Below are 20,277 nucleotides of genomic sequence, written 5' to 3'. Positions count from 1 at the left end.
AAAAGGACGCCCCATGCCAACGCCCAATCCTGCCGCTCTTGATTTTCTGCTGACCCGCCGGTCGCGCCCTGCAAAAACGCTGACGACACCCGTACCGGATCGGGCAACGATCGAAAAGCTACTGACCGCCGCCGCCCGCACCCCCGATCATGGCAAGCTGGAACCATGGCGGTTTATTGTGTTGACCAAACCTGCCCTGGCCCGGCTTGCTGCAATGGTGCCTGCGCGTGGTGCAGCCCTTGGAATTGATCCTGACAAGATCACCAAAGCACAGGATCAGTTCGGCAATGCCGATTTGGCTGTTGCGGTGATTAGCAGTCCAAAGCCCTCCGAAAAGATACCGCATATCGAACAAGTGTATTCTGCCGGGGCTGTTTGTCTGGCGCTGGTCAATGCAGGGCTTGCCGCCGGATGGGGAGCCAATTGGCTTTCCGGTTGGGCCAGCCATGACCCGACGTTCGTGCGCGAAGGGCTAGGCCTTGCCACGCATGAAACCGTCGCAGGCTTCATCCACCTTGGCACCGAAACCAGCACGCCACCCGAACGCCCCCGCCCTGATCTGGCGGCAATCACCACATGGGTTGACGCATGATCCTTGCCTCCTTCTTCAAAGCGCTGTCGCAATTGCCCGATCCGCGCTTTCGTAGTGTACTTTGGCGCGGCATTGGCCTGACCATCGCGCTACTTGTCGCAATCTATGCGCTTTTGCTCATGCTGATCGAATGGCTGACCGCAGACCCCATCGTCATGCCCGGAGTGGGCGAAGTGACATGGCTCGGCGATCTGCTGGGCTGGGGATCACTGGGGCTGGTGCTCGTGATGTCGATTTTCCTGATGGTGCCGGTGGCATCGGCGATCACATCACTTTTCCTTGATGAGGTCGCCCAAGCGGTCGAAGACAAACACTTCACTGGCCTGCCGGAGGTCCCCCGCATCAGTTTCTGGGACGGGCTGCGCGACACGGTGAACTTCCTCGGCGTGCTGATTGCGGCCAACATCTTTGCCCTGATCCTCTACGTGATCTTCCCATTTGCCGCGATTTTCATCTTTTACGCGCTCAACGGGTACTTACTGGGGCGGGAATACTTTCAACTGGCCGCGATGCGCCGGATCGGACGGGTCAAGGCCAAGGCCTTGCGCAAGCAACACAGCGCAACGATCTGGCTGGCAGGCTGTCTGATGGCTGTGCCACTGACGTTTCCTCTGATCAATCTGGTGATCCCGATTTTGGGTGCGGCAACCTTCACGCACCTTTATCACGCTGTTAGTCGCGACTGACCTCAGGCGTTGACATCCGGTCAAACCAGTCAATGTCGCGCACGGTGACGGCACCTGACAGGATCGTGCCCGCAATCACCGCCCAGATCGGCAGCGCCCAAAGCGTGGTAACCTTTGCCTTGCGCTTGATATCAAAATTCGCAGGAGATGAGGCGTGAGTTCCGGGCACAATCTCGCCCGCCTCGCCTTGCGTTTGCAAACGCAGCGGCAGAACGACGAAGAACACAAGCGTCCAGATGACAGCGAAAAGTACAAGACCAGAGACGGGACCCAAAGCGGCAATCCTTACATGAGGGGTTACTGTGAGTAAGTACGCCGATCGGGCGTCAGGGCAAGAGGCTAGACCTGTTCAAGTTCGACCAGACACCCGTTGAAATCCTTGGGATGCAGGAAAAGCACCGGCTTGCCATGTGCGCCGATCTTTGGCTCGCCTCCGCCCAGGACGCGCGCACCTTCGGCAAGCAGGTGATCACGGGCGGCCAGAATATCATCAACCTCGTAACAGACATGATGAATGCCACCAGAGGGGTTTTTATCCAGAAAACCCTGAATGGGTGAGCTTTCGCCCAGCGGATAAAGCAATTCAATCATGGTGTTGGGCAGATTGATAAAGACAACCGTCACGCCGTGATCCGGTTCATCCTGTGGCGCACCCACATCAGCGCCCAGCATGGTGCGATATTGCGCGCTCGCGGCCTCAAGATCTGGGACGGCAATGGCAACGTGGTTCAAGCGACCAATCATGAAACGTCTCCTTTTTTGGCTTTATGGCGCGTGCTCTGGCCCGGCGCAACGGATGATGGAGTTAAGACCCTCTTTACCTTGTGCTGCTTTGAATAGAGCCAGCTGCAACGAAGGGAAGAATCACGATGGAAACGCTTGACGACCTGATGTTCACCCGTGCGCCAACCGCACGCCGCCCGCTTTTGGGCCTGACCGTGCTGATGGTCGAAGACAGCCGCTTTGCAAGCGAGGCCGTGCGCCTGTTGTGCTTGCGTTCGGGCGCGCGGATCAGGCGGGCCGATAGCCTTGAAAACGCGCGGCGCCATTTGGCGATTTACCAACCCACGGTACTTTTGGTTGATGTGGGACTGCCGGATGGATCCGGTCTTGAACTGATACGCACATCAGCAAAAGCAACACCCCGCATTGACGTTATTCTGGGGGTCAGCGGCGATGATGGTGCCCATGATGAGGTGATAGATGCGGGTGCCGATGGTTTCCTTGCCAAACCTGTCAAAAACCTGTTCGCGTTTCAATCTGCGATCTTGGAACATTTGCCAGCAGAACGGCAACCGCCAAGCCCACGGTTAATGTCGAATGAAACGATCCTGCCCGACCCAATCGCCTTTCGCGATGACCTCAGCCATGTCGCCCAGATTTTGAAGGACAAGGATGAAGACGGGACACTGGATTACGTCACACAATTCCTGAGCGGTGTGGCGCGTAGCGCGCAAGATCACGATCTGGACGCGGCTGTATCGAACCTTGTGCAATTGCGTGATGCTGGCAGCAACCCCGACCAAGGGGTCGCTGCACTTTCGCAGATCGTGGAATCCCGGATTGCAGCAGGCGGGCCGATCTAGCTTTCAGACGGCAGCACGCGCAGGCGCAATTCGCGCAATTGCTCGTTCTGCGGTTCGCTGGGTGCGTCCATCATCAGGTCTTCGGCGCGTTGGTTCATCGGGAACATGATGACCTCGCGGATGTTTGACGCATTCGCCAGCAGCATCACAATCCGGTCTATCCCCGCAGCACAACCACCGTGGGGTGGTGCGCCATACTGGAAGGCATTGACCATTCCGCCAAAGCGCTTTTCAACCTCGTCCTTGCCATAACCGGCCAATTCAAACGCCTTGAACATGATCTCGGGGCGGTGGTTACGGATCGCACCAGATACCAGCTCGTACCCGTTACAGGCCAGATCATACTGATAACCCAGCACATCCAATGGATCGCCTTGCAGCGCCTCCATCCCGCCTTGCGGCATCGAAAACGGGTTGTGTTCAAAGTCGATCCTGCCGGTCTCTTCGTCCTGCTCGTAAATCGGGAAATCCACGATCCATGCAAAGGCAAAGCGGTTGAGATCGGTCAGACCCAGCTCTTCCCCAATGACATTGCGGGCCTTGCCTGCAACGCCTTCAAATGCCTTCGGCCTACCACCAAGGAAGAACGCCGCATCACCTAAGCCTAGACCCAACTGCTGGCGGATCGCTTCGGTCCGCTCTGGACCGATGTTTTTGGCCAATGGACCAGCGGCTTCCATGCCGCCTTCAACTTCGCCTGATTTCAGCTTGGCCTGCGCCTCTTTCACTGAAATGCCCAGCTCTTGGGCTACGGCATCAGCCGTCTTTTCGCGCCAGAAGATATAGCCCATGCCGGGCAACCCTTCTTTCTGGGCAAAGGCATTCATGCGGTCACAGAACTTGCGTGACCCGCCGGTTGGGGCCGGAACAGCCCGCACTTCGGTGCCCTCTTGCTCCAGCAACTTCGCAAAAATCGCAAAGCCCGACCCTGCAAAATGCTCTGACACAACCTGCATCTTGATCGGGTTGCGCAGGTCAGGCTTATCACTGCCATACCACAACGCAGCATCGCGATAGCTGATCTGCTCCCACGTCTGGTCCACCTTGCGACCGCCACCGAATTCCTCAAAAATCCCCGTGATCACTGGCTGGATCGTATCAAAAACATCCTGCTGTTCGACAAAGGACATCTCCAGATCCAGCTGATAGAAATCCGTGGGCGACCGATCCGCGCGCGGGTCTTCGTCGCGGAAACAGGGGGCAATCTGGAAATACTTGTCATAGCCCGACACCATGATCAGCTGCTTGAATTGCTGCGGGGCCTGCGGCAGGGCGTAGAACTTGCCGGGATGCAAACGTGATGGCACCAGAAAATCGCGCGCACCTTCTGGTGACGACGCGGTAATAATCGGCGTCTGGAATTCACGGAACCCGCTGTCCCACATGCGGCGGCGCATGGAAGCCACAACGTCGGAACGCAGCTTCATATTGTCCTGCATCGCCTCGCGGCGCAGGTCCAGATAGCGATACTTCAGACGTGTTTCTTCAGGATATTCCTGATCACCAAACACCATCAGCGGCAATTCTTTGGACGCACCCAGCACTTCAATCGCGCGCACGAACACCTCAACCTCGCCAGTGGGCAGTTTGGCATTCACCAGTTCGGGGTCACGCGCCTTCACCTCACCATCAATGCGGATACACCATTCCGACCGGACCTTTTCAACATCGGCAAAGGCCGCCGAGTCAGGATCACAGAGCACTTGTGTGATGCCATAGTGATCGCGCAGGTCGATAAAGAGGATGCCCCCATGATCGCGCACCCGGTTCACCCAACCCGACAAGCGTACTGTTTGCCCCACATCGGCGGCGGTCAATTCGGCACAGGTATGGCTGCGGTAGGCGTGCATGGGTCAGGTCCTTCAGGCGATTGTCGGCCCGATACACCTGTTTGCCTGCATGAAGTCAACCATTCCTCATCATCTTGCCCGAAAAACTCCCGCCGGAGCCATCAAAATTCTAGAATTTTGAACGGCGCGTCAGCACAAACCGGCAGGCCGGCGCGCCCATCGCGCAACAGGCCTCTTCCTCGCAGCGTAGTGCTGGATCAACGAGCGTGCGAAACAGCGTCTCAAACACAGCACAATGCCAATGACATAGCGGCGTTTCACTGACCTCACCCCGCACGATGGGGTTGTCCTTGATCTCAAACGTCAAAGGCCCCGTCACCTCAAAGGCGCCCGACCCCGCAAAGGTCCAGGCATGTTTGGCTATTGCTTTCGAAAGGATCGGCGCGGCCAGTGTCGCAGGCAAAATCCGCAACACCACCTGCGCCGCCTTCGGAATACGATGCGCCAGAATATACCGCGCCGTCCGTTCCCCCGCTGCCCAAGCCAGCGATGGTGCCATCTCAGGCTCAATCACACGCAAGGCCTGATGCATCCGGGCCGCAGGTGCCTCGGACATCATCGCATCATCACCGGGTGCTTCAAAGACACCCGCCGCAGCCATGACCTGATCGCGAAATTGAGCGCCCCCCGCCCGTTCCAACACTGGCAGCAATTGCAAAATCGCGTTCGGGCCAATCAGTCCGGTTCCGCGATTTGCATCCTCAAGCATCCTCCATTTGCTCAGAGCCGCCACCGCAGGCCTTCACCTGCGCCCCATTCGGCATCTTGAAACTCGCCGTCCGTTCAGCCGCGCGCGCCTTACCTTGCGCCCTGACAGCCGCGCGACGCTCGGCCGCTTTTGCGGCCTTATCGGCGCTGGCTTCCCAGTCTTCCATCTGCGCTTCGGCGATGGTGCGGCTCTCATCAAACTGGAAATCAAGGTTATTCTTCGACTGGGGCCCGGTATAGCCCACCTTGCCCAGATCATAGAATGTCCGTGCAAAGCCCGCTTTCATAAAGGCCTTGAGGCAGCCCAGCAGATACCGTCGCCGAAACCCGGTGCCCCGCCACGGATAGTGAAACAACGCTTTCTTCATGTAAAAGCGACGGTAGTTGTTCATCACACCGTCCAGCAACTCGCCCCGCTCCATCGCCTTTGGCTTCATGATTGGGGTCACGAAATTATAGCGGCTAAAGTCGAACACCTCGACCTTATCCTTGAGCTCCTGAAACAGCGGCGTGAACGGCCAAGGCGTATACATCGCCCAATTCGCCAGATCAGGCTGCCAATCCCACGCCATCTTATAGGTCTCGTTCAAGGTCTCGGGGGTTTCGTTATCGAGCCCCACAATAAACTGCGCCTCTACCAGAATATCGGCCTCGCGCAGCAGGCGAATGGCCTCTTTATTCTCTTCAACCTTGGTCTCTTTGTTGAACTGGTCCAGCTTCATCTGCGCTGCCGCCTCAGTACCAAGGCTCACATGCACCAGCCCAGCCTCGCGGTAAAACTTCAGCAATTCGCGGTCGCGGTAGATATCCGTCACCCGCGTGTTGATCCCCCATTTCACGCGGTCCGGCAGGCCACGGGCGATCAGCTCTTCGCAGAATTGGATGAACTTCTTGCGGTTAATCGTCGGTTCCTCATCGGCCAGAATAAAGAAGCCAACATCCTGCTCATTCACCAAACGCTCAATCTCATCGACAACCTTCCTGGGGTCGCGCACACGGTAGTCGCGCCAGAATTTCCACTGGCTACAGAACGAACAGGTAAAGGGACAGCCGCGCGCCATATTCGGTATCGCCACACGGGTATTCAGCGGGATATAAATATACTTCTCCCATTCCAAAATCGTCCAATCGGGGTCAATGCCATCAAGGTCTTTCACTGTGCTTGCCGCAGGTGTCGCAACAATCTCGCCTTCATCAATGAAGGCGAGGCCCTTGATTTTGCGTTTCTCCGCAGGCCAGCGGCCATCGCGAACCGCACACATCAACTCGGTCAAAATCTCTTCGCCTTCACCGCGTACGATCACATCAATCCACGGTGCCTCTGACAGCACCTGCTTATACATGAACGTCGCATGGACCCCGCCCATCATGCGCAAGGCATCAGGCACGCGCTCTTGGGCGATCCGCAAGACTTCCTCAGCTTTGTAGATCGACGGCGTAATCGCTGTCACACCCACTACATCGGGTTGCAGCGCGCTGATCTTTTCAGCCAGCACCGCGTCGGATAGATCATTCGTCATCGCGTCGATAAAGTGGATATCGTCAAACCCGACACGACGCAGCGACCCCGTCAGATAGGCAACCCAGGCCGGGGGCCAGCTGCCTGCAATCTCCGCCCCACCAGAGCGGTAATTTGGGTGAACAAACAGAATGCGCATGGCTGACTCCCTTATATGTCCACTTTAATTTACATATTTGACTGTCTATTTTTATTGACACAGATCAAATGGGGCCTTTCCGATGATTTCCTCCACAACGTACATCCCCCCTTGCACCTGACCGTCCCATCCCTATAACCCACGACAATTTGCATATTCTGGGGGCCTGCCATGCCAAAACGTACCGACATCCAGTCGATCATGATTATCGGCGCGGGCCCCATTATTATTGGCCAAGCCTGCGAGTTCGACTACTCCGGCGCTCAAGCCTGCAAAGCGCTGCGCGAAGAAGGGTATCGCGTCATCCTCGTCAACTCTAACCCCGCGACAATCATGACAGATCCGGGGCTGGCAGACGCCACCTATATTGAACCGATCACCCCTGAAGTCGTCGCCAAGATCATCGAAAAAGAGCGCCCTGACGCGTTGCTGCCCACCATGGGCGGGCAGACCGGGCTGAACACCTCGCTTGCGCTGGCCGACATGGGTGTTCTGGAAAAATTCAACGTCGAAATGATCGGGGCCAAGCGCGAAGCCATTGAAATGGCAGAAGATCGCAAACTGTTCCGCGAAGCGATGGACCGTTTAGGGATCGAAAACCCCAAGGCGACCATCATCACCGCCCCTGAAGTAGAGGGCAAACGCGACATCAAGGCGGGCCTGCAACTGGCCATCGACGCCATCGAATATGTCGGCCTGCCCGCCATCATCCGCCCCGCCTTTACGCTTGGCGGCACAGGCGGCGGCGTCGCCTACAACCGCGAAGACTACGAATACTATTGCCGGACGGGGATGGAGGCATCTCCGGTTGGGCAAATCCTTGTCGACGAATCCCTGCTTGGCTGGAAAGAGTTCGAGATGGAGGTCGTGCGCGACCGCGCCGATAACGCCATCATCGTCTGCGCCATCGAAAACGTCGACCCCATGGGTGTGCATACCGGCGATTCGATCACCGTCGCCCCTGCCCTGACCCTGACCGACAAGGAATACCAGATCATGCGGACGCACAGCATCAACGTGCTGCGCGAAATCGGGGTCGAAACCGGCGGATCCAACGTGCAATGGGCCGTGAACCCCGATGACGGGCGCATGGTGGTGATCGAAATGAACCCGCGTGTATCACGCTCCTCTGCGCTGGCGTCAAAGGCCACAGGTTTCCCCATCGCAAAAATCGCGGCAAAACTGGCCGTGGGTTACACGCTGGACGAGTTGGACAATGACATCACCGGCGTCACGCCCGCGTCGTTCGAGCCGACAATCGACTATGTGGTCACCAAAATTCCACGCTTCGCATTCGAGAAATTCGCAGGCTCTGAACCGCATCTGACCACAGCAATGAAATCCGTGGGCGAGGCCATGGCCATTGGCCGCACCTTCCACGAGTCCATGCAAAAGGCGCTGGCGTCCATGGAAACCGGCCTGACCGGGTTCGACGACATCAACATACCCGGCGCACCCGACGCCGCCGCCATTACCAAGGCACTCGCCAAGCAAACGCCAGACCGTATCCGCGTCATCGCGCAAGCCATGCGGCACGGTTTATCTGACGACGACATCTTTGCCGTCACCAAATTCGACCCATGGTTCCTTGCCCGTATCCGCGAGATCATCGACATGGAGGCCGAGATCAAATCAAACGGTCTGCCCGTCACCGAAGATGACCTGCGCAAGGTCAAGATGTATGGTTTCACCGATGCGCGGCTCGCAACCCTCACCGGACGGACCGAAGATCAGGTGCGCCGCGCCCGCCGCAATCTTGGCGTCAACGCTGTTTTCAAACGGATCGACACCTGCGCGGCAGAGTTCGAGGCGCAAACACCCTACATGTATTCCACCTACGAAACCCCCGTGATGGGCGATGCGGAATGCGAAGCACGGCCTTCGGATCGCAAGAAGGTGGTGATCCTTGGCGGTGGCCCGAACCGGATTGGGCAGGGAATCGAGTTTGATTATTGCTGCTGTCACGCCTGTTTCGCCCTGACCGATCAGGGCTACGAAACCATCATGATCAACTGCAACCCCGAAACGGTTTCCACCGACTACGACACCTCTGACCGCCTCTATTTCGAACCGCTGACGTTTGAGCACGTTATGGAAATCCTGCGGGTTGAACAGGACAACGGCACGCTTCACGGTGTCATCGTGCAATTCGGCGGGCAAACCCCGCTGAAACTCGCCAATGCGTTGCATGACGAAGGCATCCCGATCCTTGGCACCACACCCGACGCTATTGATCTGGCCGAAGATCGTGAGCGTTTTCAGAAGCTTGTCCAAGACCTTGGGCTGCGCCAACCGGTCAATGGCATCGCCTCCACCGACCAAGAGGCACTGGATATTGCCGAAGGCATCGGCTTCCCCCTCGTCATCCGCCCGTCATTCGTTCTGGGCGGGCGCGCGATGGAAATCGTGCGCGATATGGATCAGTTGCGGCGCTATATCTCGGAGGCGGTTGTCGTTTCCGGCAAAAGCCCCGTCCTGCTTGACAGCTACCTGTCAGGCGCGGTCGAAGTTGACGTGGATTGCCTGTCAGACGGCAACGCCACCCATGTCGCCGGCATCATGCAGCACATCGAAGAAGCGGGCGTGCATTCGGGCGACAGCGCCTGCTCATTGCCCCCCTACTCGCTTTCCGACGCCATGATCGCGGAAATTCGCGAGCAAACGGAAAAGCTGGCCAAAGCGCTGAACGTCGTGGGCCTGATGAACATCCAGTTCGCGGTGAAAGACGAAACCGTCTATTTGATCGAGGTGAACCCCCGCGCGTCGCGCACCGTGCCTTTCGTGGCCAAAGCGACCGATTCAGCGATCGCCTCTATCGCGGCCCGGCTGATGGCGGGCGAGCCGCTGTCGAACTTCCCCCTGCGCGAACCCTACCCCGAAACCGAAAACCCGATGGACGTGCTGCCCTTGGGCGACGCCTTCACATTGGCCGACCCGCACACCCCGTGGTTCAGCGTGAAAGAGGCCGTCCTGCCTTTTGCCCGCTTCCCCGGCGTCGATACGATCCTCGGGCCGGAAATGCGATCGACCGGAGAGGTCATGGGCTGGGACCGGTCCTTCCCGCGCGCGTTCCTCAAGGCGCAAATGGGCGCAGGCACCGACTTGCCAGAGGCGGGCACCGTCTTTATTTCGATCAAGGACGCCGACAAAACAGCCGCCATGCTGGAAGCGGGGCAAATGCTGCTGAAACTGGGGTTCGACATCGTCGCAACTCGGGGCACCGCGGCCTGGCTGAGCGAGAACGAGATCGCCTGCGAAGTGGTCAACAAGGTCTACGAAGGCGGGCTGACCATCGTAGACCGGCTGAAAGACGGACACATCGCACTGGTCTTCAACACGACGGAAGGGTCACAAGCGGTCGAAGACAGCCGCGACATCCGCGCCGTCGCACTCTACGACAAAATCCCGTATTTCACGACAGCGGCAGCATCACATGCGGCGGTGCTGGCGATGCAAGCGCGGGTTGAGGGGGATGTTGGGGTGAGGTCGTTGCAGGGGTGATGTTAGTGAACCAACAAAGCTTTCCCTGACGTTTCCACAATTGCTTTGTACGGCAAGACGTCAGCAACATTTGAGAGCAAAACCTTGTCCTCTCTAGTGAGTTCTTTGTCGTAAACAGCGTACTTAAGGCGAGACCGAACATCCGTTGCATCAGACAAAGCAAGATACTTTGCAGCTATCGAATTAGCGTGCGGCACCACGACATTTATTAGGATTTGATCGTTATTATGAGAAAGAAGCATGTCGTAGTGATGTGTTTTTCCACTCTTGCCAACAGCAGAATAGTCTAACGTAGCATCAAAGCCATAGGGACTACCCTTCACCACGTCATAAACTCTGGAAATCAGCTTGCGCTCATTTGACTGACCAGTATGGCGAATGGAGGCGTTCACACCTTCGGCAGCAGCGTTTGCGACAGCAGCAATGGCTTGCGCAAGCCACTCATCCGATGGTGCCAAGATTGATAGCTGGCCGTGCTTGAACTCGCATCCAAAATGTCTTGCAGATTGCTTAAGGTGCCTTTTTCCAAAGGATTCATCTCTACCGTGTAGCCAAGCGCGATTGAGCGCATCGCCGGCGTCGGTTACCATGAAACCGTGAGGATGAGATTGAACATAGACAAACACCGCCTCGAAAGAAGGGTACAGGCAATGGGTCCTCACTTTTGAACCCCGGCTCGTCTCTTGGCACTCATCTGCCAAATGCAAAGCCTTGATAATAAGATCACATTTCATTCGATTCCACTCAATAGATCCTTGGGCGGTTCAACGAACCTCCGGTGTTCTGGTCTCAACTGTATTCCTACTTCTCCGCAAAACCAAAGAAACATCTGTTCGATGGATCGAATTGGACTGGTTACTGGCGCTCGTACAGGAAGCTCCCATACTCCGCTAGACTTAACCAGTGAGCGATTATCCTCCCATCTATGCACATGCGGTCCACAGACCGTTGCTGGCAGTCCCAGTCGGGCGGCTTGAATGGGGTTGGGTTCACACTCGTCTGGTGGAACCAAGTCTATGCGCATAACATTATTGCCACGAAATATTAGACTGATTGATGGGAACTCTAGGGCGTGAGGATGAACTCGAAATCTTAACTGGCCTCTAATTCTGCCATCGGTTTCTACGATCAGCCAAACAGCTTGAAAGTCACCTCTATCTGTCTTCATCCAGTCTGGTTGCCGACCTTCAGGCTCTTTGGTCTGATCGGCAATGTAGCGGGTCGTAGCCTCGATATCTGCGTTAGAAATTACCATACAATCAGCACCGTTAACCCTGTGGTTGCGAAAAGTATGATAGAATTCTCTTTTTAAGCATAGCTAATTGAGTTTGAGAGTAGGTAATTTGACCGTGGGCGTGATATTCATGCTACCACCCTCACTCCCCCTTCAAATGCCGCGCCATCCGCTCATCTATGTCCGCCTCCATCTTCTGCAAACTCCCCCAGCCGGGCCGCTCCACCCGTGTCTGATCCAACCGCTCTGGATGCAGCACGTAATCCGTCGTGTCCGGCCCCTCGATGATCCCCGCCAGCCGGTAGTGCATGAACGTCCGCAACACCCGGTTCATCCGGGGTTGGTACCCTTCCCCCATCGCCTTGAAGAATTTCACGACATCCGCATCCAGCCGGATCGTCACCGGCACCTTTTTGGGATCGCGCCGGTCTTTGTCCTCCCAGATCTCGTCCCATTCGCGCGGCAGGCAGCGCAGCTTCATCGCCACCGAATGCAGGTCATATTCCACCATCCGCAGCGCATCTGTCGCATAGTGCCAATGGATGCGTTGCGTCTTGGTCATGTCTTTGGGATTGCTCATTGCCGGTCTCCTTTCCCGCTAATCTGACGGGCAAAGGTAAATGTGGCGATGACACAGCGTACGTACAGGGTCTGTACATCATCTGTACGGCAAACATACGGCGAAGTTACCCCAACGTCACCCGTCCCTGCACGCTTGGGCTGTAGACACGCCTACCCCTTGCGCCATAGGGTGCTTTGGGCAAATCGGGGGGTATGAATGCACAGCGTCGCCATTACAGGAACCGGGGTTTTCACGCCCTCAGAGGTGATCACCAATGACGAATTGGTCGCCGCATTCAACAGCTATGCTGACCTTTGGAACGCCGAAAATGCCGCCGCGATTGCCGCTGGCAGGGTTGAGGCGAAATCCCATTCCTCAAGCGAATTCATCATGGCAGCCTCGGGCATCGAGCAACGCTATGTCCTGGACAAAGAGGGCATTCTGGACCCGTCACGCCTGTTTCCACGGCTCGCACCACGCAGCGATGATCAACCGGGTTACATGGCTGAAATCGGTGTGGACGCCGCGCAAAAGGCGCTGTCAGCCGCAGGCGTGAAAGCCGCTGACATTGATCTGGTGATCTGTGCCGCCTCTAACATGGAGCGCGCCTACCCCGCGATTGGCGTGGAAATTCAACAGCTTCTGGGCGCTGGCGGCTTTGCCTTCGATATGAACGTCGCCTGTTCCAGTGCGACTTTCGGCATCCAGACCGCCGCCGACATGATCCGCGCAGGCTCCATCCGCCGCGCGCTGGTCATCAACCCCGAGATTTGTTCCGCCCATCTGGAATGGCGCGACCGCGACTGTCATTTCATCTTTGGCGATGTGGCGACGGCGACCTTGTTGGAACGGGATGAGGATTTGCAGGGCTCGCACTTCAAAGTGCGCTCTACCCGCTGTGCCACGCAATTCAGCAACAATATCCGCAATAACAACGGCTACTTACGCCGCACCCACGACCAGATGGACGACCGCCGGGATATGCAGTTCATGCAAAATGGCCGCAAGGTTTTCAAAGAGGTCCTTCCGCTGGTCAGCAAGCATATCGCTGATCACATGGCCGAGGAAAACATTGCCGCCGCCGACCTGCGCCGCCTTTGGCTGCATCAGGCCAACAAGACGATGAACGACTACATCGGCAAAAAGGTCCTCGGGCGCACCCCAGAACCCGGCGAGCAGCCCAACATTTTGCAGGACTACGCCAATACCTCATCCGCCGGGTCGATCATTGCGTTTTCGCAGAATTCCGATGATATGGCACCCGGCGACAAAGGATTGATCTGTTCGTTCGGGGCCGGTTACTCTGTCGGATCAGTGATTGTTGAACGCGCGTAAGGGCTTGAAAGATATGAAGATCACCATTGCAGCAGTATTGCTTTTGACACTTGCCGCCTGTGGAGTGCCCTTCGTGCCGCTGGTCTAGCAACTGACCCGTTTGTGCACGTCGTCCAGCGTCTCGACCCGCTCTGAATAGCGGTCCGTCAACATCGCACTGCGCCGACGCGTCATGATCGTGAAGCGCGCCAATTCTTCCATCACATCGACGATCCGGTTGTAGAGGGATGAGGGTTTCATCCGCCCGTTCTCAAATTCTTTCCATGCCATCGGAACCGACGATTGGTTCGGAATCGTGATCAGTCGCATCCAGCGCCCCAATATCCGTAACTGATTGACTGTGTTGAAGGATTGCGACCCACCGCTCACCTGCATCACTGCAAGCGTCTTGCCTTGTGTGGGCCGAATGCCCCCGATGGGCGACAGCGGCAGCCAGTCAATCTGCGTCTTCATGATCCCCGTCATGGCACCGTGCCGCTCAGGACTGGACCAGACCATGCCTTCGGACCAAAGCGCCAGATCGCGCAGTTCGGCCACCTTGGGATGATCGGCATCCGCATCATCGGGTAGTGGCAGACCGGAGGGATTGAAGAACTTCGTCTCGCACCCAAGCGCACGCAACACCCGCGCGCCCTCTTCCGCGCAAAGGCGCGAATAGCTGGTTTTGCGCAACGACCCATAGAGCAGCAGAATGCGCGGTGCGTGTTGCGGCGCATCCGGCCCCGCCAGCCCCGCGATGTCCAGCGGCTGCAGCGCGGCAGGCACCAGATTTGGCATGTCGGTCGTGTCGATTGTCATTCAGCGGTCTCATCGAGGTGCAGTTTCATGTCGATCAGCACTTGTTGCAGCGACGTCGTTTCGCGCAGCATCCGTTTGGCCTCATTGATCGTGATCACACCGTCGGCGATGGACTGGTTGTACTCGGCCATCAACATGGCGAACCGCTGACTAAGTTTGATGACATCGGTATTGATCTCACCCTGGCTATTGGCGCGGGCGGTATCATACGACATCGTCACACCCTTCAGTTCGGCCAAGGCCGATGTGACATGCGGATAAGACGCCGCAGCCTCTAGGGCTGCAACCGCATCGACCGGCATGAAACGGTCTGTATGCTCATCACTATCTGAGTAGTACCGACCGAGTGTTGCCTTGGATTTGCCCGTCAACTCACAAGCGGCTTCTATACCCACGTCTTTGACCAAAGCTTCTGTGTGCTTTTTCAAATACCCGCCATAACCCGCCATACGTGTGCTCCATCTTCATCCTGCTGCCCTTACGGCAGGGGAAAATCATTCCCTTATTCCCATAAAATGGCAATGCCTTCTGCGGTATAAATTATTCAGCCTCGCGTTCCGGAGGCGCGTTCACGAGTTGTCGTGCTGAGTGGTACGATGTGTTTGGATCGCGATCCGCCTCTTGTGCAGAGGTTACACACTGATGTGACAACGATGCCGATTTGCATTGCGCAACGGGCTTGCCAAACAAGCAAAGCCAACGCTAATCACCCTTTATGGCAAAACTGTATTTTAACTATTCCACCATGAACGCGGGCAAATCGACCGTGCTCTTGCAGGCGTCGCACAATTACATTGAGCGGGGGATGCAAACCTATTTGATGATCGCGCGCTTTGATGATCGCGCGGGTGTCGGCCGCATTGGCAGCCGGATCGGGATTGGCGCTGATGCCGATACATTTGGCGCTGACGATGACCTGTTTGCGATGATCTCAGCCCGGCTAAAGGCCGGACCATGCGCTTGCGTTTTCCTTGATGAAGCCCACTTCATGACAGCCGAACACGTCTGGCAACTGGCCTGCGTGGTTGATGATCTGAATGTTCCGGTAATGACCTACGGCCTGCGCGTTGATTTCCGCGGACGGTTGTTCCCGGCCTCTGCATCACTGCTCGCCTTGGCCGACGAAATGCGTGAAGTCCGGACAATCTGCCATTGCGGCAAAAAGGCCACGATGGTTGTGCGCAAAGACGAAGACGGCAATGTGCTGGCCGCAGGCGATCAGATCGTCGTTGGCGGAAATGAGCGCTATGTATCGCTATGCCGCCGCCACTGGCGCGAGGAAATGGGCGAGTACGCAGACCCCAATCGCAACTAAAGCACTACCATCTTGCCCCGCAACCTCCCGCCAGAGGCTCCGATGCGCTAATAAAAACTCTGCGGGTCGATGTCGATCGCCATGCGCAGGTTCGTCGGCAATCGAAACTGCCCTGTCCATTTGGCCAGCGCCTGCTGTAGTGGCGCTGTCTTTTCCGCCTTCACCAGCAACCTGACCCGATGCCGCCCGCGCACCCGCGCGATAGGTGCGGGTGCGGGCCCAAACACCTGCGCGCCGATCTGGCGCAACGGCCCATCCATCCTTGCCATCTCTGATCCCAGATCAAAGACCTCCTGCACGTTTGGACTGCTCAGAATAATTCCTGCCATGCGCCCGTAGGGCGGCACACCTGCGGCTTTGCGTTCTTCGGCTTCGGCTTTCCAAAAGCTTTCCTCGTCTCCCGCCAGAATGGCGCGGATCACACCATGCTCTGGCTGGTAGGTCTGCAACAGCGCCTCACCGGGTGTTTCCGCCCGCCCCGCCCGGCCCGCCACTTGCCGCATCAATTGAAAGGTCCGTTCGGCCGCGCGCAGGTCAGAGCCTTGCAAACCAAGGTCCGCATCAATCACACCGACCAAGGTTAGCAATGGAAAGTTATGTCCCTTCGCGACCAACTGTGTACCAATGATGATGTCCGTGCCACCTTCGGCAATCTCTTCGATATGCGCTTTCATCGCGCGGGCGGAGCCATAGAGGTCCGATGATAGCACCGCGATCCGCGCCTCAGGAAACAGCTCTGCGACCTCTTCGCCCATGCGTTCCACGCCGGGGCCGACGGCACTCAACCGATCCTCAGCTTCGCAACTGGGGCAGACTGTGGGCATCGGTTTCGTCTCGCCACATTGGTGGCACATGAGCCGTTTGAGGAACCGGTGTTCCACCATCCGCGCATCGCAATGGTCGCAGCCGATCTGATGCCCACAGGCCCGGCACAGCGTGATCGGCGCATAGCCACGGCGGTTAAGGAAAATCAGCGATTGCTCGCCTTTTTCCAATCGCTGCTGCATTGCCCCGCGTAAGGTGGGTGAAACCCACCGCCCGCTCGGCAAATCTTCCACACGCATATCAATGGCTGCCATCGTCGGCATGACAGCAGCGCCAAACCGGGACGTCAGTTCAAGCCGGGTGTATTTGCCTGCTTCGACATTCGCCCAGCTTTCCAAACTTGGCGTTGCAGACGCCAAGACCACCTGCGCCCCATTGATCGCCGCACGCAACACGGCCATGTCGCGTGCATTATAAAGCACACCATCCTCTTGTTTGTAGGAGGTGTCGTGTTCTTCATCGACAACGATCAGGCCAAGGTCCTGATACGGCAAAAACAGCGCGGAACGCGCACCGACAACCAACTGCGCATCCCCCTGCCCAACCATGCGCCAACAGCGGCGGCGCTCGGTCATTGTGACACCCGAGTGCCACTCGGCGGGCTTCATCCCAAAGCGGGCTTCGACCCGGTTGATGAATTCACCCGACAGCGCGATCTCTGGCAAAAGGACCAAAGCCTGCCTTCCCATGCGCAGGCACTCGGCGACCGCTTCGAGGTAGACTTCCGTCTTGCCTGACCCAGTGACCCCTTTGAGCAGGGTCGTCCCATAGCCATCGCTGCGCAGCGCACTTCGCAAAGCCTCTGCTCCCGCAGCTTGATCGACGCTCAGTTCTTTTCCGCCATAATCGGGATCAAGCCGCGGATAGGGCGTATCGCGCGGCGCTTCTTCTTCGGACACTGCACCCAATTTGACCATGCCTTTGACCACAGAAGTCCCCACGCCCGCCATTTCAGCGACTTCGCTCAAGGTGAAGGAGAGACCACCGTAATCCCGCAACACGCCCAACACCTTCTCGCGCGCACCGGTCATGCGATCAGGGGTTTTGTCACCCAAGCGGTAAACCTTGCGCATTGATTGCGCATCACCCAAACCGGGCGCACGGGTCCCAAGCCGCAACATCGCTGGCATCGGGGTCAGCGTGTATTCGGCGGCACGGGTCAGAAAGCTGCGCATCTCATCGCGCATCGGCGCCACATCCAGCACGCGGATAACTGACCGTATCTTGGCACGGTCATAGTCGCCCTTGCCCGGTCCCCAGACCACGCCCAGCACTTTGCGCGGGCCAAGTGGGGCCTCAACAAAGGCACCCAGATGACAGCCGCCCTCCGGCGCCTTGTAGTCCAACAGCCGATCCAGTGGTTGGGTCGTCAAAACCCCCACCAAATCGCCTTCATGGAAAAAGCTATCTGTCATATCCGCCTTTGTGGGTTTCCGCCCGTTCCCCAATCAGGTAAACGCTGACGCAACAAACACCAACCCATGCGCGGAGTGAAAAGATGAAGTTTTTCGTAGACACAGCAGAGATCGACCAGATCAAAGAACTCAATGACCTTGGCATGGTCGATGGGGTCACGACGAACCCGTCCCTGATCGCCAAATCCGGGCGCGATATTCTGGAAGTCACCAAAGAGATCTGTTCCATCGTCTCTGGCCCCGTATCCGCCGAAGTGGTCGCACTGGAAGCTGACGATATGCTGGCCGAAGGCCGCAAGCTGGCAAAGATCGCTGACAACATCGCGGTGAAAGTGCCGCTGACATGGGCGGGCCTCAAGACCTGTAAGACACTGACAGACGACGGCATCATGGTGAACGTGACGCTGTGCTTTTCTGCCAACCAAGCCTTGCTGGCGGCCAAGGCCGGGGCAACCTTCATCAGCCCCTTCATCGGGCGTCTGGATGATCTGAACATGGACGGGCTGGAACTGATCGAAGATATCCGCACGATCTATGACAACTACGGGTTTGAGACGAACATCCTTGCCGCATCCATCCGCACCGCCAACCACATGAGCGATTGTGCGAAAATCGGCGCCGACGTCTGCACAGCGCCGCCGAATGTGATCAAAGCGATGGCGAACCATGTGCTGACGGATAAGGGACTGGCCGCGTTTATGGCGGATGCTGAGAAGGCGGGTATCAAGATCGTCTAGGAAAGCAGCATCCAAACAGCGACAGCTGCCAGTATAATCCCAAAGACAGCGTTCAGTTTCTGCGCGCTGTCTTCACTGCGAAAGCCAGATGCCAACGCATCACCCATCAGTGTCCACAGCGAAAACGCCAGCATGTTGTTAACAGTGAACACTGTCGAAATCATGACCACCGTGAAAAACTGACCGGGTTGCGACTGATCCAAGAACTGCGTGAACATCAAGGCCATGATCACGTAGGCCTTCGGATTTAGAAGCAATAGCAGCGCACCATCAACGAAATTCGCAGGCTTCGCGTTGTGTGACCCTTGCAACGTGCTTGAGCGGATCATTTTCCAAGCCAACCAAAGTACGTAAAGCGACCCTGCCACCTTCAGTATGACAAAAAGCTGCGGAAACTTGTTGAGTAACGCGATGAAACCCAACCCAATGGCCAGCGTTACGATCCACGTCGAAATGTGATAGCCCAAATTTGCAGGCACCGTCGCACGAAATCCGAATCGGGCGCCGTTGGCCGCAAAGAACAGGTTTCCGGGCCCCGGACTGTAGGCCAGCGGAAAAAGAAAAACGACAAGCGCTATGGCTGTTTCTAGCATTCTGACGGGCTTTCTATTGGCGAAGCTTACCCCAGCATGGTCGGGTCCGAGTCGTTGGGCGACCCGCTTCTTGCGCATAGACTTGGGTGACACCCAAATGCCACCACCTTTGGCGTGACTGAAAAAAGTTGAAGAAACGCACGTAACCCTCTGCTAGCTTGCTAAAAAAACAAACTAAAGAGCAGGCACATGAATCAAACAGTTATGGCCGATGATCTTCGTGAGAAGATCATCGCAAACCCCGATGTCCTATTGGAAGACCCAGACGTCATGCGCGCCCTTGTGGGCAGCAATGATGGTCAAAACGGCAATGTCGTTGATCTGCGCTCGGTCGCGATGGAGCGGCTTGAGGCCCGTTTTGACCGGCTTGAGGATACCCACCGCAACGTTATTGCTGCTGCCTATGATAATCTGGCAGGCACCAATCAGGTGCATCGCGCCATTTTGCGGATGATGGATGCCACAACATTTGAACAGTTTCTGGCGGATCTGAGCGGCGAAGTGGCTGATATCCTGCGCGTTGATGCGATCCGGCTGGTGCTGGAAAGCAACCTGCCCGAAGCCCAAAGCAACGCCGGTGCGACCGTCGCAATCATGCCCGAAAACTATGTTGAAGGGTACATCACGCTGGGTCGCAATATGCCCGCCCGTCAGATCACTCTGCGCGAATTTCATAAAGTGGGCGGCAGCCTTTACGGCGCGCGCGCCGAATATATTAAATCTGAGGCTTGCTTGAAGATAGACCTCGGCCCAGATCAACTGCCCGCGATGTTGGTCATGGGCAGCGAAGACCCGCAACTGTTCACACCGCAACAAGGCACCGATTTGCTGACCTTCTTTGCTGGCGTGTTCGAACGGGTCGTGCGCCGCTGGTTGGCATAA

At 57.0% G+C, this 20,277-nt stretch carries 19 protein-coding genes; 8 read left to right on the top strand and 11 right to left on the bottom strand.

The genetic code is table 11. The annotated features are described in order from the left end of the window. Positions 1-13: 13 nt before the first annotated feature. Positions 14-592 carry a nitroreductase gene (locus MWU60_RS07880; protein ID WP_247226696.1) on the top strand — a complete coding sequence of 193 codons (579 nt, stop codon included), beginning with the start codon at positions 14-16 and terminating at the stop codon, positions 590-592. Further along, positions 589-1,278 (top strand): EI24 domain-containing protein, encoded by a 690-nt coding sequence (locus MWU60_RS07875; protein WP_247226695.1) that lies wholly within the window; start codon positions 589-591, stop codon positions 1,276-1,278. Before MWU60_RS07880 ends, MWU60_RS07875 begins: the two co-directional genes overlap by 4 nt. Here MWU60_RS07875 and MWU60_RS07870 read toward each other — a convergent pair. After that, positions 1,265-1,552 carry a DUF1467 family protein gene (locus MWU60_RS07870; RefSeq protein WP_247226694.1) on the bottom strand — a complete coding sequence of 96 codons (288 nt, stop codon included), beginning with the start codon at positions 1,550-1,552 and terminating at the stop codon, positions 1,265-1,267. The genes MWU60_RS07875 and MWU60_RS07870 overlap by 14 nt on opposite strands. A gap of 65 nt (positions 1,553-1,617) precedes the next feature. Further along, entirely contained in the window at positions 1,618-2,022 is a 405-nt protein-coding gene (gene mce / locus MWU60_RS07865) for a methylmalonyl-CoA epimerase (protein ID WP_247226693.1), read from the bottom strand. A 125-nt stretch (positions 2,023-2,147) separates the two neighbouring features. Here mce and MWU60_RS07860 point away from each other — a divergent pair, with 125 nt between their 5' ends. After that, a complete protein-coding gene (locus MWU60_RS07860) occupies positions 2,148-2,864 on the top strand; it encodes a response regulator (RefSeq protein WP_247226692.1) in 717 nt (238 codons plus the stop codon). Here MWU60_RS07860 and aspS read toward each other — a convergent pair. The 3 genes from aspS to bchE all read right to left on the bottom strand — a co-directional run bounded on the left by aspS (position 2,861) and on the right by bchE (position 7,080). After that, a complete protein-coding gene (gene aspS / locus MWU60_RS07855; RefSeq protein ID WP_247226691.1) occupies positions 2,861-4,714 on the bottom strand; it encodes an aspartate--tRNA ligase in 1,854 nt (617 codons plus the stop codon). The genes MWU60_RS07860 and aspS overlap by 4 nt on opposite strands. Positions 4,715-4,823: 109 nt before the next feature. Beyond that, positions 4,824-5,423: a bacteriochlorophyll 4-vinyl reductase gene (gene bchJ / locus MWU60_RS07850; RefSeq protein WP_247226690.1), complete on the bottom strand. Its 600-nt coding sequence runs from the start codon at positions 5,421-5,423 to the stop codon at positions 4,824-4,826. After that, complete coding sequence (bchE, locus tag MWU60_RS07845; protein WP_247226689.1) at positions 5,416-7,080, bottom strand: magnesium-protoporphyrin IX monomethyl ester anaerobic oxidative cyclase; 1,665 nt, start codon at positions 7,078-7,080, stop codon at positions 5,416-5,418. Before bchE ends, bchJ begins: the two co-directional genes overlap by 8 nt. A 171-nt stretch (positions 7,081-7,251) precedes the next feature. Between bchE and carB the strand changes: the two genes are divergently transcribed. Beyond that, the gene (carB, locus tag MWU60_RS07840) at positions 7,252-10,581 is read left to right on the top strand and encodes a carbamoyl-phosphate synthase large subunit (RefSeq protein ID WP_247226688.1); all 3,330 of its coding nucleotides are present in this window, start codon (positions 7,252-7,254) and stop codon (positions 10,579-10,581) included. Positions 10,582-10,583: 2 nt separating this feature from the next. Here the strand turns inward: carB and MWU60_RS07835 are convergent, their stop codons facing one another. Together MWU60_RS07835 and MWU60_RS07830 are read right to left on the bottom strand one after the other, a co-directional pair. After that, entirely contained in the window at positions 10,584-11,315 is a 732-nt protein-coding gene (locus tag MWU60_RS07835) for a hypothetical protein (protein WP_247226687.1), read from the bottom strand. 642 nt (positions 11,316-11,957) lie between these two features. Further along, positions 11,958-12,395: a BrnA antitoxin family protein gene (locus tag MWU60_RS07830; RefSeq protein WP_247226686.1), complete on the bottom strand. Its 438-nt coding sequence runs from the start codon at positions 12,393-12,395 to the stop codon at positions 11,958-11,960. A 198-nt stretch (positions 12,396-12,593) separates the two neighbouring features. On the opposite strand from MWU60_RS07830, the gene MWU60_RS07825 reads away from it, so the two are divergent. Then, a complete protein-coding gene (locus MWU60_RS07825) occupies positions 12,594-13,712 on the top strand; it encodes a beta-ketoacyl-ACP synthase III (RefSeq protein ID WP_247226685.1) in 1,119 nt (372 codons plus the stop codon). A gap of 84 nt (positions 13,713-13,796) precedes the next feature. Here MWU60_RS07825 and arsH read toward each other — a convergent pair whose 3' ends face one another. After that, positions 13,797-14,510, bottom strand: coding sequence for an arsenical resistance protein ArsH (gene arsH / locus MWU60_RS07820; protein ID WP_247226684.1), 714 nt, complete (start codon positions 14,508-14,510; stop codon positions 13,797-13,799). Further along, the gene (locus MWU60_RS07815) at positions 14,507-14,959 is read right to left on the bottom strand and encodes a phage regulatory CII family protein (RefSeq protein WP_247226683.1); all 453 of its coding nucleotides are present in this window, start codon (positions 14,957-14,959) and stop codon (positions 14,507-14,509) included. Before MWU60_RS07815 ends, arsH begins: the two co-directional genes overlap by 4 nt. Positions 14,960-15,225: 266 nt before the next feature. Here MWU60_RS07815 and MWU60_RS07810 point away from each other — a divergent pair, with 266 nt between their 5' ends. Continuing rightward, positions 15,226-15,825: a thymidine kinase gene (locus MWU60_RS07810; protein WP_247226682.1), complete on the top strand. Its 600-nt coding sequence runs from the start codon at positions 15,226-15,228 to the stop codon at positions 15,823-15,825. A 47-nt stretch (positions 15,826-15,872) separates the two neighbouring features. On the opposite strand, the gene MWU60_RS07805 is transcribed toward MWU60_RS07810, so the two are convergent. Then, positions 15,873-18,065 (bottom strand): primosomal protein N', encoded by a 2,193-nt coding sequence (locus MWU60_RS07805; RefSeq protein ID WP_247226681.1) that lies wholly within the window; start codon positions 18,063-18,065, stop codon positions 15,873-15,875. Positions 18,066-18,148: 83 nt separating this feature from the next. Between MWU60_RS07805 and fsa the strand changes: the two genes are divergently transcribed. Continuing rightward, positions 18,149-18,802 carry a fructose-6-phosphate aldolase gene (gene fsa, locus MWU60_RS07800; protein WP_247226680.1) on the top strand — a complete coding sequence of 218 codons (654 nt, stop codon included), beginning with the start codon at positions 18,149-18,151 and terminating at the stop codon, positions 18,800-18,802. Here fsa and MWU60_RS07795 read toward each other — a convergent pair. After that, positions 18,799-19,395, bottom strand: coding sequence for a LysE family translocator (locus MWU60_RS07795; RefSeq protein WP_247226679.1), 597 nt, complete (start codon positions 19,393-19,395; stop codon positions 18,799-18,801). The two genes, fsa and MWU60_RS07795, sit on opposite strands and share 4 nt — an antisense overlap. Positions 19,396-19,584: 189 nt before the next feature. Between MWU60_RS07795 and MWU60_RS07790 the strand changes: the two genes are divergently transcribed. Further along, complete coding sequence (locus tag MWU60_RS07790) at positions 19,585-20,277, top strand: DUF484 family protein (RefSeq protein ID WP_247226678.1); 693 nt, start codon at positions 19,585-19,587, stop codon at positions 20,275-20,277.

The organism is Yoonia sp. F2084L (assembly GCF_023015625.1).
Taxonomy (GTDB): domain Bacteria; phylum Pseudomonadota; class Alphaproteobacteria; order Rhodobacterales; family Rhodobacteraceae; genus Yoonia.
The sequence above is the reverse complement of the archived record's forward strand: the minus strand, read 5'-3'. Positions and strand labels throughout refer to the sequence as shown.

What these genes read in the sequence shown, in the direction of transcription:
- MWU60_RS07880 (WP_247226696.1), top strand. Translation starts at nt 14, where the DNA reads ATGCCAACGCCCAATCCTGCCGCTCTTGATTTTCTGCTGACCCGCCGG.
- MWU60_RS07875 (WP_247226695.1), top strand. Translation starts at nt 589, where the DNA reads ATGATCCTTGCCTCCTTCTTCAAAGCGCTGTCGCAATTGCCCGATCCG.
- mce (WP_247226693.1), bottom strand. Translation starts at nt 2,022, where the DNA reads ATGATTGGTCGCTTGAACCACGTTGCCATTGCCGTCCCAGATCTTGAG.
- MWU60_RS07860 (WP_247226692.1), top strand. Translation starts at nt 2,148, where the DNA reads ATGGAAACGCTTGACGACCTGATGTTCACCCGTGCGCCAACCGCACGC.
- aspS (WP_247226691.1), bottom strand. Translation starts at nt 4,714, where the DNA reads ATGCACGCCTACCGCAGCCATACCTGTGCCGAATTGACCGCCGCCGAT.
- bchJ (WP_247226690.1), bottom strand. Translation starts at nt 5,423, where the DNA reads ATGCTTGAGGATGCAAATCGCGGAACCGGACTGATTGGCCCGAACGCG.
- bchE (WP_247226689.1), bottom strand. Translation starts at nt 7,080, where the DNA reads ATGCGCATTCTGTTTGTTCACCCAAATTACCGCTCTGGTGGGGCGGAG.
- carB (WP_247226688.1), top strand. Translation starts at nt 7,252, where the DNA reads ATGCCAAAACGTACCGACATCCAGTCGATCATGATTATCGGCGCGGGC.
- MWU60_RS07835 (WP_247226687.1), bottom strand. Translation starts at nt 11,315, where the DNA reads ATGAAATGTGATCTTATTATCAAGGCTTTGCATTTGGCAGATGAGTGC.
- MWU60_RS07830 (WP_247226686.1), bottom strand. Translation starts at nt 12,395, where the DNA reads ATGAGCAATCCCAAAGACATGACCAAGACGCAACGCATCCATTGGCAC.
- MWU60_RS07825 (WP_247226685.1), top strand. Translation starts at nt 12,594, where the DNA reads ATGCACAGCGTCGCCATTACAGGAACCGGGGTTTTCACGCCCTCAGAG.
- arsH (WP_247226684.1), bottom strand. Translation starts at nt 14,510, where the DNA reads ATGACAATCGACACGACCGACATGCCAAATCTGGTGCCTGCCGCGCTG.
- MWU60_RS07815 (WP_247226683.1), bottom strand. Translation starts at nt 14,959, where the DNA reads ATGGCGGGTTATGGCGGGTATTTGAAAAAGCACACAGAAGCTTTGGTC.
- MWU60_RS07810 (WP_247226682.1), top strand. Translation starts at nt 15,226, where the DNA reads ATGGCAAAACTGTATTTTAACTATTCCACCATGAACGCGGGCAAATCG.
- MWU60_RS07805 (WP_247226681.1), bottom strand. Translation starts at nt 18,065, where the DNA reads ATGACAGATAGCTTTTTCCATGAAGGCGATTTGGTGGGGGTTTTGACG.
- fsa (WP_247226680.1), top strand. Translation starts at nt 18,149, where the DNA reads ATGAAGTTTTTCGTAGACACAGCAGAGATCGACCAGATCAAAGAACTC.
- MWU60_RS07795 (WP_247226679.1), bottom strand. Translation starts at nt 19,395, where the DNA reads ATGCTAGAAACAGCCATAGCGCTTGTCGTTTTTCTTTTTCCGCTGGCC.
- MWU60_RS07790 (WP_247226678.1), top strand. Translation starts at nt 19,585, where the DNA reads ATGAATCAAACAGTTATGGCCGATGATCTTCGTGAGAAGATCATCGCA.